Origin of the sequence: Pseudomonas sp. Gutcm_11s, from assembly GCF_028649395.1 — a bacterium.
Classification (GTDB): domain Bacteria; phylum Pseudomonadota; class Gammaproteobacteria; order Pseudomonadales; family Pseudomonadaceae; genus Aquipseudomonas.
In genome coordinates this window covers 792,201-804,829 of record NZ_JAQSUW010000014.1, presented here as the reverse complement: position 1 = coordinate 804,829, position 12,629 = coordinate 792,201, and the positions used below count along the sequence as shown (strand labels likewise).

Sequence of the window (12,629 nt, the reverse complement as noted above, 5' to 3'; positions counted from 1 at the left end):
GATCGAGTGCGCGGGCGCCTCTTTCGTCGCCGTTAGTGGCTTTTGGCCACCCATTCGCGCTGCGCAGGTCTGCCTGCAGGCCGGCCGCTTGTTTGGTTCGTACAGTAACAGCTTGTATAGGCAGGAAAAAGAGTGCCTTTTGGGCGGCGTGTGCCATCAATTTGATTACACTGAAACAAATTGCAATGAGGTCGCTGCCTTGGCTGAACGCAGTATCGGGTTACAGGCATGGATAGAGCGTTTGAATCAGGCCGAATTGCCTGCCCTCGCCACCGTGGTGCAGGACCTGCATCGCCTGTCGCAGGCGGACAAGGCCTCCGTGCAGCAGCTGGCCGATCTGCTGTTGCGTGACGCATCGCTCACCTCCAAGGTGCTGCGGGTCGGCAACAGCGTGTATTACAACCCCTCCCAGGAAAGCATCCGCACCATCTCGCGAGCCATCGTGCTGGTCGGCTTCGACAACGTGCGCCTGATCGGTATGTCGGTCAGCCTGATCGACAGCCTGCTGACCAAGGTGCCGCGCGAGCAGTTGCAGATGCTCCTGGCGCGCTCCTTCCACGCCGCCGTGCAGGCGCGCAACATCGCCGGCTACGTGCTGACCAAGAACCAGGAAGAGGTATTCATCGCCGCCTTACTGCATACCGTTGGCGAACTGGCGTTCTGGGCCTGCGGCGGCGAGCAGGCGGATGAACTGGCCGATGCCCTGGATCAGTCGGGTGTGGATGCCGACGAGGCGGTGCGCCAGGTGCTCGGCACCAGTTTCCGTCAGCTCACCCAGGGCCTGGTGAAGAGCTGGAACCTCGGCGAGCTGGCCAGCTTCGCCCATGGCAGCGGCAACCAGCATGACCCAGCGGTGCGCGCCGTCAGCCTGGGCGTGAAGATCAGCGAAGCGGCGCTGGACGGCTGGGATTCGCCTGAGATGGAGAAGCTGGTGCAGCAGCTGGCCGACTTCACCGGCATCAGCGCCGAAGAGGCGCTCAAGCAGGTGCTGGAGAGCGCGAAGGAAGCCGTCGAGGTGGCTGCCACCTTCGGAGCCAGCCAGCTGTGCAAGCTGATCCCCAATACCGACCCGGAACAGATCAAGCTGCAGCAGCAGGAGCGCAAGGCGCGCCTGTTGCAACCGAACCTGCTGGTGCTGCAGCAGGCGCTGCAGGACCTGGGCATGATGGTCAATCAGAAGAGCGATGTGGGCCTGGTGCTCGACACATTGCTCAAGGGCCTGCACCAGGGCGCCGGGCTCGAGCGGGTAATGCTCGCCGTGCTCGCCGATGGGCAGACCTGCTTCCGCGCCAAGCGCGCGGTGGGCGAGGGCACCGAGAAATGGCTGACGGACTTCCAGCTGCCAGCCAAGCAGGCCGAGCAGCCGCACATCTTCAGCTACGCACTGCGCAACCGCGAGGCACTCTGGATGGGGGTGCCGGCCAGCTACAACCTGGCCGAGCTGGTGACCCTGCCGATGCGCCAGCTGCTGGGGCAGGGCATGTTCTTCATCGCCCCGCTGATGGCCGGCACTCGTGAGATCGGTGTGCTGTATGCCGACAGCCGGCTTTCCGGGCGAGCGCTCAAGCACGAGCAGTTCGTCGCCTTCCAGCGCTTTACCCAGTTGACCGGGCGCTGCCTGGAGGCGCTCGGCAAGCGCTAAGAACCTGGTCTAAGTCTGCTGCGCGTCGGCCAAGCGGCGTTGGAAACCGCCTCGGGCTGCTCATTTACAACTCGTAAACTCCGCACCCTCGGCCATTTCCGCCACCGTTTTGCTCTAGCTCGCAAGACTTTGAACAGGCTCTAACGAAAAAGGCCGCCCTGAGGCGGCCTTTCACTTTCTATCATCAGTCGAGATAGAGCGTCAGAGTCTGTCCCGGTTTCAGCGCGCGGCTGTCGCTGCGCGGGTTCCAGCGCTGCAGGTGCTTGACGTCGACCTTGAAGCGCTGGGCAATCAGGTACATGGAGTCGCCACTCTTGACCCGGTAGTAGGTGATGCTCTGCCGGTCGTCGCTCTGCTTGCTCGCGGCCACCGAGTTGCCGGTACCGCCGCTGCCGCCGCGCAGTTCCAGGACCTGGCCCAGGCTCAGCTTGCTGCGCGCGTTGAGGCCATTCCAGCGCTGCAGGTCCTGCAGCGACACGCCGTGAGCATTGGCGATCTGCCAGAGGTTGTCGCCGCTCTTCACCTTGTAGCGTTGCGGGTGGCTGGCCGGCGCCTTGGCGACCTGCTGAGCTGGCGTGTCTACCGGTTTGCGACCGCCCTGGGCGGGAATGCTCAGTACCTGGCCGACGCGCAGGTTATTGCTGCGCAGCTTGTTGGCGTCCTTGAGGGCGCTGACCGACACATCGTGGCGGCTGGCGATGCTGTGCAGGCTGTCGCCCGAGCGCACCCGGTAGTCCTGCCACTGCGCCAGGGCCTGCGGCTTCATCATCGCCAGGCTGGCGTTGAACTGCTCGGCCTTGGCGATGGGCACCAGCAGGTGCTGCGGGCCGTCCATGGTGATGCCTTTCTTGAATGCCGGGTTGAGGCTTTCCAGCTCGTCCTCTTCCATGTCGACCATGGCCGCCAGGCGCGCCAGGTCCAGGCCCGGCTTGCTCGCCACCTGCTCGAAGTACGGCTCGTTGGCGATCGGGCTGAGGCGCACTCCATAGGCTTCCGGCGATTGCACGATCTGCGACAGGGCCAGCAGCTTGGGCACGTAGTTCTGCGTTTCCTGCGGCAGCGGCAGGTTCCAGTAGTCGGTCGGCAGACCGAGCTTCTGGTTGCGCTCGATGGCGCGGCTCACCGTGCCTTCGCCGGCGTTGTAGGCAGCCATCGCCAGCAGCCAGTCACCGTTGAACATGTCGTGCAGGCGGGTCAGGTAGCTCAGCGCGGCGTTGGTCGAGGCGATGATGTCGCGGCGACCGTCGTACCAGTTGGTCTGGCGCAGGTTGAAGTGGCGGCCAGTGGACGGAATGAACTGCCACAGGCCGACGGCATGGCTGCGCGAGTAGGCGTAGGGGTTGTAGGCGCTCTCGATGACCGGCAGCAGGGCCAGTTCCATCGGCATGTTGCGCTCTTCCAGGCGCTCCACCACGTAGTGCATGTACAGGCTGCCGCGGTCGCTGGCGCTAGCGCTTTCCAGGAAGGAGGGGTTGCTGACGAACCACAGGCGCTGGTTCTCGATACGCGGGTTGACGCCGATCTCGTCCTGCAGCTTGAAGCCGTCGCGCATGCGCTCCCAGATGTCCTTGGGCACTTCCGGCTCGGCGGCCTGGGTGAGCCACTGCGGCTCCTGCGGCAGGTTCAGGCTGGCATCGCTGTCGGGGCGGTCGTTCGAGTGCATGCTCTGGCAGCCACTCAGGCCAATGCACAACACCACCGCCAGAGCCCTTGCTCCCCGTGCCCACGCGTCTGAATCAAGGGTTCCGAAAGGTAATAAAAGCATTGGTTTCTAGTATCTACCGGCGCAAAAATTCCGGGGATTCTAGAAATGGCCCTTGGGGTGGTCAAGTTTTCACCAGCCCGCCGGTCCGTTGTCAGGCCACCTTGAACTGGTCTTTCCAGCTGCGCAGGTAGGCGAACACCTCGTCGTTGGTACGTTGCCGGACGCCGTCCCGCTCGTCGATTTTTTCTTTAATGGATGTTTCGTCGCAGCGCAGGAAGGGGTTGGTCGCCTTCTCCAGGGCGATGTTCGACGGCAGGCTGATGCGCCCGCTGGCGCGCCAGGCCGTGACTTCGTCGAAGCGCGCGGCAATGGCCGCATTGCGGGGCTCCACGGCGCGGGCGAAGTGCAGGTTGCTCAGGGTGTATTCGTGGGTGCAGTACACGGCGGTGGCATCTGGCAGGACCGCCAGGCGCTGCAGGGAGTGATTCATCTGCTGCGGTGTGCCCTCGAACAGCCGGCCGCAGCCGGCGGCGAACAGCGTGTCACCGCAGAACAGCCAGCCTTCCTCCGCCTGGTAGTAGGCGATGTGGCCGAGGGTGTGGCCAGGAACGGCATATATAAGGAAGCTGCGGCCGAGCACTTCGATGCGCTCGCCGTCATCCAGCGCCAGGTCGCGGGCCGGGATGTTCTCCTGCGCGGGGCCGGAGACCCGGGCGCCAGTGGCGGCCTTGAGCTTGGCTACGCCGCCGACATGGTCCGGGTGATGGTGGGTGATGAGGATGTCGGTCAGCTGCCAGCCGAGATGCGCGGCCAGCCAGTCCAGCACCGGATGGGCGTCACCGGGGTCGACCACGGCGCAGCGGCGCGTAGCGTTGTCCTGCAGTAGCCAGATGTAGTTGTCGCTGAAGGCGGGAAGGGCATCGATCTGGAACATGTTCGGGGTCGCCAAGCGGAAGACAATGGCGCATCTTAATCGCCATAGCCGAGCTTGTGTCATGGAGGTCCCCGATGAGCGAACAACCCTTCGCCCAGGCCGATGCCGAGTGGCTGGAGCTGACCTGCGCCGCGCGCGAGTGGTTGGCCTCGCCACTGGGCGAGCTACTGCTGGCCGAGCAGCGCCGGGCGCTGGACGAGGAGCTGGCGCGCTACTTCGGTGGCTACCTGGTGCATTACGGTCCGGCCCAGAGCGAGCCACCCAAGGCGCCGCAGATCCGCAGCAACGTGCGCCTCGGCGCGCCGCTGGCCGGGGTGCACATCGCCTGCGAGGAACAGGCCTGGCCGTTGGGCGAGCATGCGGCCGACGTGGTGGTGCTGCAGCATGGCCTGGACTTCTGCCTGTCGCCGCATGGCCTGCTGCGCGAGGCGGCCCGCAGCGTGCGTCCTGGCGGCTATCTGCTGGTTACCGGGATCAACCCCTGGAGCACCTGGGGCTTGCGCCATTATTTCGCTCGCGACGGCTTCCGCCAGGCCCGCTGCATCTCGCCCAACCGCCTGGCGGACTGGCTCAGCCTGCTCGGCTTCGCTCTGGAGAAACGCCGCTTCGGGTGCTATCGTCCGCCGCTTTCTGCGCCGGCCTGGCAGGCGCGCCTGGCCGGGCTGGAACGTTGGGGCGGCCGTTGGCAGGCGCCCGGTGGCGGCTTCTACCTGCTGGTGGCGCGCAAGCTGGTGGTCGGCCTGCGGCCGCTGCGCCCGCAGCAGCGAGCCAGCATGGGCAAGTTGTTGCCGATGCCGGTGGCCAAGGTCAGCCGGCGCGAATCCGAGAATCAGAGCACTCAATGAGCGAAGAAGTAGTCGAGATCTATACCGATGGTGCCTGCAAGGGCAATCCCGGCCCCGGTGGCTGGGGGGCGCTGATGGTCTACAAGGGCGCGGAGAAGGAACTGTGGGGCGGCGAGCCCAACACCACCAACAATCGCATGGAGCTGATGGCGGCGATCTGCGCGCTGATCGCGCTAACCCGGCCCTGCTCGGTGCGCCTGGTGACCGACTCGCAATATGTGATGAAAGGCATCCAGGAGTGGATGCCGAACTGGAAGAAGCGCGGCTGGAAGACCTCGACCAAGGAGCCGGTGAAGAACGCCGACCTTTGGCAGGCGCTGGACGAACAGGTCAATCGCCACAAGGTCGAGTGGCAGTGGGTGCGCGGCCATACCGGCCACCCCGGCAACGAGAAGGCCGATCAGCTGGCCAACCGCGGTGTAGAAGAAGTGAGGGCAAAGAAACATGCGTAGCGTCGTACTCGACACTGAAACCACCGGCATGCCGGTGACCGATGGTCACCGCATCATCGAGATCGGCTGCGTCGAGCTGGAGGGCCGTCGCCTGACCGGTCGCCACTTCCACGTCTACCTCAACCCCGATCGCGAGATCGACGAGGGCGCCATCGCGGTCCACGGCATCACCAACGAGTTCGTTGCCGACAAGCAGCGCTTCAAGGACGTGGCCGACGAGTTCTTCGAGTTCATCCGTGGCGCGCAGCTGATCATCCACAACGCGGCGTTCGACGTAGGCTTCATCAACAACGAATTCGCCCTGATGGGGCAGACCGAGCGCAGCGACGTCAGCGACTACTGCTCGATCCTCGACACCCTGTTGATGGCGCGTGAGCGACACCCGGGCCAGCGCAACAACCTCGACGCCCTGTGCAAGCGCTATGGCGTCGACAACTCCGGTCGCGACCTGCACGGCGCACTGCTCGACGCCGAGATCCTCGCCGACGTCTACCTGACCATGACCGGTGGCCAGACCCACCTGTCCCTGGCTGGCGAAGGCGGTGACGGTTCCGGTCGCGTGCTGCCCAGCCCGATCCGCCGTCTCGATCCGGGCCGCAACCTGACCCGCGTGCTGCGCGCCAGCGACGCCGAGTTGGCCGAGCATGCCGCGCGCCTGGCGATCATCGAAAAGTCCGCCGGCGGCCCATCGCTGTGGGCCAAGATGGACGCGCCGGCGGAGGAGCCGGTCAGCTGAGTGGAAGTGGTCGTACGGCCAATGCGACCTTTTCTTACAGCCTTCCGCACTGGGGGTTCCGCCGCCATCGGTGAACTTCTACCCTGAGGGAATCAGGCGCCGCAGAGCGCCTACCCTCAGGAACCTCCAATGTATAAAGACCTGAACTTCCCCATTCTCATCGTTCACCGCGACATCAAGGCTGACACCGTCGCCGGCGAGCGCGTCCGCGCCATTGCCGAGGAGCTGAGCAAGGACGGCTTCACCATCCTGCCCACCGCCAGCTCCGCCGAAGGCCGCATCGTCGCCTCGACCCACCACGGCCTGGCCTGCATTCTGGTGGCGGCAGAGGGAGCGGGGGAGAACCAGCGTCTGTTGCAGGACATGGTCGAGCTGATCCGCATCGCTCGGGTGCGTGCGCCGCAACTGCCGATCTTCGCCCTGGGTGAGCAGGTAACCATCGAGAACGCGCCGGCCGAGGCCATGGCCGACCTCAACCACCTGCGCGGCATCCTCTACCTGTACGAAGACACCGTGTCGTTCCTCGCCCGCCAGGTGGCGCGTGCTGCGCACAACTACCTGGACGGCCTGTTGCCACCGTTCTTCAAGGCGCTGGTGCAGCACACCGCGCAGTCCAACTACTCCTGGCACACGCCCGGCCACGGCGGCGGCGTGGCCTATCGCAAGAGCCCGGTGGGGCAGGCCTTCCACCAGTTTTTCGGCGAGAACACCCTGCGTTCCGACCTCTCGGTATCGGTACCCGAGCTGGGTTCGCTGCTCGACCACACCGGCCCGCTGGCCGAGGCCGAGGCTCGTGCTGCGCGCAACTTTGGCGCCGACCACACCTTCTTCGTGATCAACGGCACCTCGACGGCGAACAAGATCGTCTGGCACTCCATGGTCGGCCGCGACGACCTGGTACTGGTCGATCGCAACTGCCACAAGTCGATCCTCCACTCGATCATCATGACCGGCGCCATCCCGCTGTACCTGTGCCCGGAGCGCAACGAGCTGGGTATCATCGGGCCGATTCCGCTTTCCGAGTTCAGCAAGGAGTCGATCCAGGCCACGATCGACGCCAGCCCACTGGCCCGCGGACGCGCGCCCAAGGTCAAGCTGGCGGTGGTGACCAACTCCACCTACGACGGCCTCTGCTACAACGCCGAGATGGTCAAGCAGGCCCTGGGCGACTCGGTGGAAGTGCTGCACTTCGACGAGGCCTGGTATGCATACGCGGCGTTCCACGAGTTCTACGCCGGGCGCTACGGCATGGGTACCCAATGCGACGAGCATTCGCCGCTGGTGTTCACCACCCATTCCACCCACAAACTACTGGCGGCCTTCAGCCAGGCCTCGATGATCCACGTGCAGGACGGCGGCGCGCGCCAGCTGGACCGTGATCGCTTCAACGAAGCCTTCATGATGCACATCTCCACCTCGCCGCAGTACGGGATCATCGCCTCGCTGGACGTGGCCTCGGCGATGATGGAGGGCCCGGCCGGGCGCTCGCTGATCCAGGAGACCTTCGACGAGGCGCTGAGCTTCCGCCGTGCCCTGGCCAACCTGCGGCAGAACCTGCAGGCGGACGACTGGTGGTTCAGCATCTGGCAGCCGGAGCAGGCCGATGGCGCCGACAGCGTGACTACTGCCGACTGGCTGCTGGCGCCCAATGCCGACTGGCATGGCTTCGGCGAGGTGGCCGAGGACTACGTGCTGCTCGACCCGATCAAGGTCACCCTGGTGATGCCGGGCCTGACCGCCGACGGCAAGCTGGCCGAGGCGGGCATCCCCGCGGCAGTGGTCAGCAAGTTCCTCTGGGAGCGCGGCCTGGTGGTGGAGAAGACCGGCCTGTACTCCTTCCTGGTGCTGTTCTCCATGGGCATCACCAAGGGCAAGTGGAGCACGCTGCTCACCGAGCTGCTGGAGTTCAAGCGCCTGTACGACGCCAACGTGCCGCTGAGCGAGGCGCTGCCCTCGGTCGCCCGCGAGGGTGGGGCGCGTTATACCGGCATGGGCCTGCGTGATCTGTGCGATGAGCTGCACGCCTGCTACCGCGAGAACGCCACGGCCAAGGCGCTCAAGCGCATGTACACCGTGCTGCCGCAGGTGGCGATAAAGCCGGCCGATGCCTATGACAAGCTGGTGCGCGGCGAGGTCGAGGCGGTGCCTATCGAGCAGCTGGAGGGGCGCATCGCCGCGGTGATGCTGGTGCCGTACCCGCCGGGCATTCCGCTGATCATGCCGGGTGAGTGCTTCACCCCGGAGACCCGCTCGATCATCGACTACCTGCGCTTCGCCCGTACCTTCGACAGCCAGTTCCCCGGCTTCGATGCCGATGTCCACGGCCTGCAGTGCGAAGAGGCGTGCTATACCGTGGATTGCATAAAGGAGTAACGCACGGCCTGTGACGACCCCAAGTGGCGGGCAGGTCGGCCATGCCATCGGGGGGAGTTATGGCTGAGGAAGAGAAAAGCAGGCGGGGCGAGATGGGTTTCTGGACCTGTACCGCCCTGGTGGTCGGCAACATGGTCGGTTCGGGGGTGTTCCTCCTGCCTTCCGCTTTGGCCCCCTATGGAGGGCTCAGTCTGGTCGGTTGGCTGGTGTCGACCACCGGCGCGGTGCTGCTGGCACTGACCTTCTCGCGGCTGGCGCGCTTCAATCCCGCGGCTGGCGGACCCTACGCCTACACCCGCGATGCCTTCGGCGGCTTTGCCGGCTACCTCTGTGCCTGGACCTACTGGAAGGCGGCCTGGATCGGTAACGCGGCCATCGCCGTGACGCTGGTCGGCTACCTGCAGGTGTTCCTGCCTGCCCTGCGCGACCCGGTGCTGACGGTGGCGACCGCCATTGGTGCGATCTGGCTGTGCACCCTGATCAACCTGCGCGGCATCGCTACCTTCGGCTACGTGCAGAACATTCTGACCCTGCTCAAGCTGGTGCCGTTGCTGCTAGTCGGCGTGCTCGGCTGGTTCTACTTCAACCCCGAGCACCTGAGCATTCCCGAGCCGGCGCAGCTGCCGGGCGGCGGCTATGCCCAGGCCATCGCCACCACGGCGGCGCTGACCCTGTGGTCGTTCATCGGTCTGGAATCGGCCACGGTGCCGGCTGAGCATGTGCGCGATCCGCGTCGCACCATTCCACGCGCCACCCTGGTCGGCACCCTGGTGGCGGCGACCGTGTACATCCTCTCCATCACCGCGGTGCAGGGCATCCTGCCGCCGGAGGTGCTGGGGCGCTCCACCGCGCCCTTCGCCGATGCGGCGCGGGTGATACTGGGTGACTGGGGCTATTACTTCATCGCCGGCGGCGCGGTGATCGCCTGCCTTGGCGCGCTCAATGGCTGGGTCCTGCTGCAGGGTCAGATTCCCATGGCCACGGCGCGCGACGGCCTGCTGCCGGAGGCGCTGGCCAAGACCAACAAGAACGGCGTGCCGGCCAACGGCCTGCTGGTGTCCGGCGTGCTGGTGACTCTGTTGGTGCTGGTGGACGGGCAGGGCGATCTGGTCGAGGTGTTCAACGTGATCATCCTGCTCGGCACCATGGCCGGCGTGGTGCCCTACGTGTTCTGCGCCGCCGCGCTGCTGCACCTGATGGCGGTGCGCCCCGGCGATTTCGGCCGCCGCGAGAGCGGCCGGCTGCTGTGGATCGGCTGCTGCGCCTTCATCTACTCGATGTGGGCGCTGTACGGCACCGGTGAGCAGGCGATCTTCTGGGGCTTCCTCGTGCTGATGGTCGGCATCCCGCTCTACACCTGGCGCCAGTGGCGCAACCGGGTGCAGGCGGATCGCCTCACAGCCAGTGGCTCACAGCCCACCAGCCCAGGCAACCCATGACGATGGTGTAGGGCAGGGCCATCCACACCATGCGCCCGTAGGACAGGCGCACCAGCGGTGCGACGGCCGAGGTGAGCAGGAACAGGAAGGCCGCCTGGCCGTTGGGCGTGGCCACGCTGGGCAAGTTGGTGCCGGTGTTGATGGCGACGGCCAGGGCGTCGAAGTGCTCGCGGCTCATCTGGCCGTTGGCGAACGCCTGCTTCACCTCGGTGATGTAGATGGTGGCGACGAACACGTTGTCGCTGATCGCCGAGAGCAGGCCGTTGGCGATGAACAGCATGCCCGGCTGCTGGTCGGCCGGCAGCGCCAGTACCCACTGGATGATCGGGGTGAACAGCTGCTGCTGGTGGATCACCGCGACTACCGCGAAGAAGGTCACCAGCAGCGCGGTGAACGGTAGCGAATCCTGGAACGCACGACCGATGCGATGCTCGTCGGTGATGCCGGAGAAGGCGGTGATCAGCACGATGACCATCAGGCCGATCAGACCGACCTCGGCCACATGCAGGGCCAGACAGAAGATCAGCAGCAGTGCGGCCAGGCCCTGTACCCAGAGGGCGGCACGCTGGGCCTGGGTGCGCTGGGCATCACTGGCACGGGCATGTTCGGCCAGCACCTGGCGCACTGCGGCCGGCAGCTGGGCGCCATAGCCGAACCAGCCAAGACGCTCCAGCAACACGCAAGTGGCCAGGCCGGCGGCCAGCACCGGCATCGACACCGGCGCCACGCGCTGGAAGAACTCCGCGAAGTTCCAGCCCATCTCGTGGCCGATCAGCAGGTTCTGCGGCTCGCCGACCAAGGTGCATACGCCACCCAGGGCGGTACCCACGGCGCCGTGCATCAGCAGGCTGCGCAGGAAGGAGCGGAACTGCTCCAGGTCCGCGCGATGCAGTTCGACCGGTTCTTCGTCCAGGGCGTCCTCGTCCTGTGGGCCGCGGCCGGAGGCGACTCGGTGGTAGACCGCATAGAAGCCCAGCGTGGCGGCGATGATCACTGCGGTCACCGTCAAGGCATCGAGGAATGCCGAGAGAAAGGCTGATAGCAGGCAGAACAGCAGGGCCAGCAGCGTCTTGGATTGCACGCCGAGGAGGATGCGCGAGAACAGGAACAGCAGCAGGTCCTTCATGAAGTAGATGCCAGCCACCATGAACATCAGCAGCAGGATCACCGGGAAGTTGTGCGCCAGCTCCTCGTACAGCGCCTGTGGGCTGGCCAGGCCGAGCAGAATTGCCTGCAGCACCAGCAGGCCGCCAGGCTGCAGTGGATAGCACTTGAGCGCCATGGCCAGGGTGAAGATGAACTCGGCCACCAGCAGCCAGCCGGCTGCTACCGGGCCGACCGTCCACAGCACCAGGGCATTGGCGATCAGGAAGCCAATGATGGTCAGCTTGTACCAGGCGGGTGAATTGCCGAGGAAGTTGTGTACGAAGGCGCCAGGGAGGGAGGGCTGCATGGGTTATCCCCTGAAAAGAAAAGAGCGGAGGTTCGGGGTCAACTTCAAAAAGATCAAGCGTTTAACGGATATAGTCAGAAAATCACTTAGATCGGCTAGCGTGTCCTGCGTCACGCTGGCCAGCATCGACTTTTGTCTTGTGCTTGTTATAGTGGGGCGATTGATTCCAAAACAAAATATCTACTGTGCGCCCCGTGCGCCCTGTCTTTGAGGATGATCTGCGTGCCTGAATACAAAGCCTTCCGCGTCGAGCTAGTCGACAAGATCGCCCATGTGCAGATCAATCGCCCGGAAAAGGTCAACGCGATGAACGCGGACTTCTGGGACGAGATCATCGAGATATTCCGCTGGGCCGATGACACCGACGAAGTACGCGTGGTGGTGATCTCTGGCGCCGGCAAACACTTCTCCTCGGGCATCGACCTGATGCTGCTGGCCCAGGCCGGCACCCAGCTGGGCAAGGACGTGGGCCGCAACGCCGAGGCGCTGCGCCGCACCATCCTGCGCCTGCAGGGTTCGTTCAATGCCGTAGACAACTGCCGCAAGCCGGTGCTGGCTGCCATCCAGGGTTACTGCCTGGGCGGAGCCATCGATCTGGTCTCGGCCTGCGACATGCGTTATTCCACCGTTGATGCACAGTTCTCCATCAAGGAGATCGACATGGGCATGGCTGCTGATGTCGGCACCCTGCAGCGCCTGCCGCGTATCATCGGTGACGGCATGATGCGTGAGCTGGCCTTCACCGGTCGCACCATCGACGGCGCCGAGGCGCTGCGCATCAACTTGGTCAACCGCACCTACGCCAGCCAGGAAGAACTGCTGGCCGGCGTGTTCGAGATCGCCCGCGAGATCGCCAGCAAGTCACCGATCGCCATCCGCGGCACCAAACACATGATCCGCTACATGCGCGACCACCGTGTCGACGACGGCCTGGAGTACATCGCCAACTGGAACGGCGCCATGCTGCAATCCGCCGATTTGCGCGTGGCCATGGCCGCGCACATGAGCAAGCAGAAACCGGAATTCGCCGACTGATCCCAGCCTAAAGAG

General features: G+C 65.1%; 10 protein-coding genes. 7 read left to right on the top strand and 3 right to left on the bottom strand.

What is annotated here, in order from left to right:
* Window positions 1–199: 199 nt before the first annotated feature.
* Window positions 200–1,642 (top strand): HDOD domain-containing protein, encoded by a 1,443-nt coding sequence (locus PTT45_RS14660; protein ID WP_273814164.1) that lies wholly within the window; start codon window positions 200–202, stop codon window positions 1,640–1,642.
* 184 nt (window positions 1,643–1,826) lie between these two features.
* Here the strand turns inward: PTT45_RS14660 and PTT45_RS14655 are convergent, their stop codons facing one another.
* Both PTT45_RS14655 and gloB read right to left on the bottom strand, forming a co-directional pair.
* Window positions 1,827–3,407 (bottom strand): LysM peptidoglycan-binding domain-containing protein, encoded by a 1,581-nt coding sequence (locus tag PTT45_RS14655; RefSeq protein WP_273814162.1) that lies wholly within the window; start codon window positions 3,405–3,407, stop codon window positions 1,827–1,829.
* Window positions 3,408–3,498: 91 nt separating this feature from the next.
* Window positions 3,499–4,281: a hydroxyacylglutathione hydrolase gene (gloB, locus tag PTT45_RS14650; protein WP_273814161.1), complete on the bottom strand. Its 783-nt coding sequence runs from the start codon at window positions 4,279–4,281 to the stop codon at window positions 3,499–3,501.
* Window positions 4,282–4,355: 74 nt separating this feature from the next.
* Between gloB and PTT45_RS14645 the strand changes: the two genes are divergently transcribed.
* The 5 genes from PTT45_RS14645 to PTT45_RS14625 all read left to right on the top strand — a co-directional run bounded on the left by PTT45_RS14645 (window position 4,356) and on the right by PTT45_RS14625 (window position 10,126).
* A complete protein-coding gene (locus PTT45_RS14645) occupies window positions 4,356–5,126 on the top strand; it encodes a class I SAM-dependent methyltransferase (RefSeq protein ID WP_273814159.1) in 771 nt (256 codons plus the stop codon).
* Window positions 5,123–5,578, top strand: coding sequence for a ribonuclease HI (rnhA, locus tag PTT45_RS14640; RefSeq protein WP_273814157.1), 456 nt, complete (start codon window positions 5,123–5,125; stop codon window positions 5,576–5,578). The genes PTT45_RS14645 and rnhA overlap by 4 nt, the downstream gene beginning before the upstream one ends.
* The gene (dnaQ, locus tag PTT45_RS14635; protein WP_273814154.1) at window positions 5,571–6,314 is read left to right on the top strand and encodes a DNA polymerase III subunit epsilon; all 744 of its coding nucleotides are present in this window, start codon (window positions 5,571–5,573) and stop codon (window positions 6,312–6,314) included. Before rnhA ends, dnaQ begins: the two co-directional genes overlap by 8 nt.
* Before the next feature lie 129 nt (window positions 6,315–6,443).
* Window positions 6,444–8,687 (top strand): Orn/Lys/Arg decarboxylase N-terminal domain-containing protein, encoded by a 2,244-nt coding sequence (locus PTT45_RS14630; protein WP_273814153.1) that lies wholly within the window; start codon window positions 6,444–6,446, stop codon window positions 8,685–8,687.
* A 59-nt stretch (window positions 8,688–8,746) separates the two neighbouring features.
* Entirely contained in the window at window positions 8,747–10,126 is a 1,380-nt protein-coding gene (locus tag PTT45_RS14625) for an amino acid permease (RefSeq protein ID WP_273814151.1), read from the top strand.
* Here PTT45_RS14625 and nhaB read toward each other — a convergent pair.
* A complete protein-coding gene (nhaB, locus tag PTT45_RS14620) occupies window positions 10,083–11,579 on the bottom strand; it encodes a sodium/proton antiporter NhaB (RefSeq protein ID WP_273814149.1) in 1,497 nt (498 codons plus the stop codon). The two genes, PTT45_RS14625 and nhaB, sit on opposite strands and share 44 nt — an antisense overlap.
* A gap of 222 nt (window positions 11,580–11,801) precedes the next feature.
* Here nhaB and PTT45_RS14615 point away from each other — a divergent pair, with 222 nt between their 5' ends.
* The gene (locus tag PTT45_RS14615; RefSeq protein ID WP_273814147.1) at window positions 11,802–12,614 is read left to right on the top strand and encodes a crotonase/enoyl-CoA hydratase family protein; all 813 of its coding nucleotides are present in this window, start codon (window positions 11,802–11,804) and stop codon (window positions 12,612–12,614) included.
* Window positions 12,615–12,629: the final 15 nt, after the last annotated feature.

Excerpts from the sequence above, each read along its gene's own strand:
- PTT45_RS14655 (WP_273814162.1), bottom strand. The coding sequence starts at position 3,407 with ATGCTTTTATTACCTTTCGGAACCCTTGATTCAGACGCGTGGGCACGG.
- dnaQ (WP_273814154.1), top strand. The coding sequence starts at position 5,571 with ATGCGTAGCGTCGTACTCGACACTGAAACCACCGGCATGCCGGTGACC.
- rnhA (WP_273814157.1), top strand. The coding sequence starts at position 5,123 with ATGAGCGAAGAAGTAGTCGAGATCTATACCGATGGTGCCTGCAAGGGC.
- gloB (WP_273814161.1), bottom strand. The coding sequence starts at position 4,281 with ATGTTCCAGATCGATGCCCTTCCCGCCTTCAGCGACAACTACATCTGG.
- PTT45_RS14645 (WP_273814159.1), top strand. The coding sequence starts at position 4,356 with ATGAGCGAACAACCCTTCGCCCAGGCCGATGCCGAGTGGCTGGAGCTG.
- nhaB (WP_273814149.1), bottom strand. The coding sequence starts at position 11,579 with ATGCAGCCCTCCCTCCCTGGCGCCTTCGTACACAACTTCCTCGGCAAT.
- PTT45_RS14625 (WP_273814151.1), top strand. The coding sequence starts at position 8,747 with ATGGCTGAGGAAGAGAAAAGCAGGCGGGGCGAGATGGGTTTCTGGACC.
- PTT45_RS14630 (WP_273814153.1), top strand. The coding sequence starts at position 6,444 with ATGTATAAAGACCTGAACTTCCCCATTCTCATCGTTCACCGCGACATC.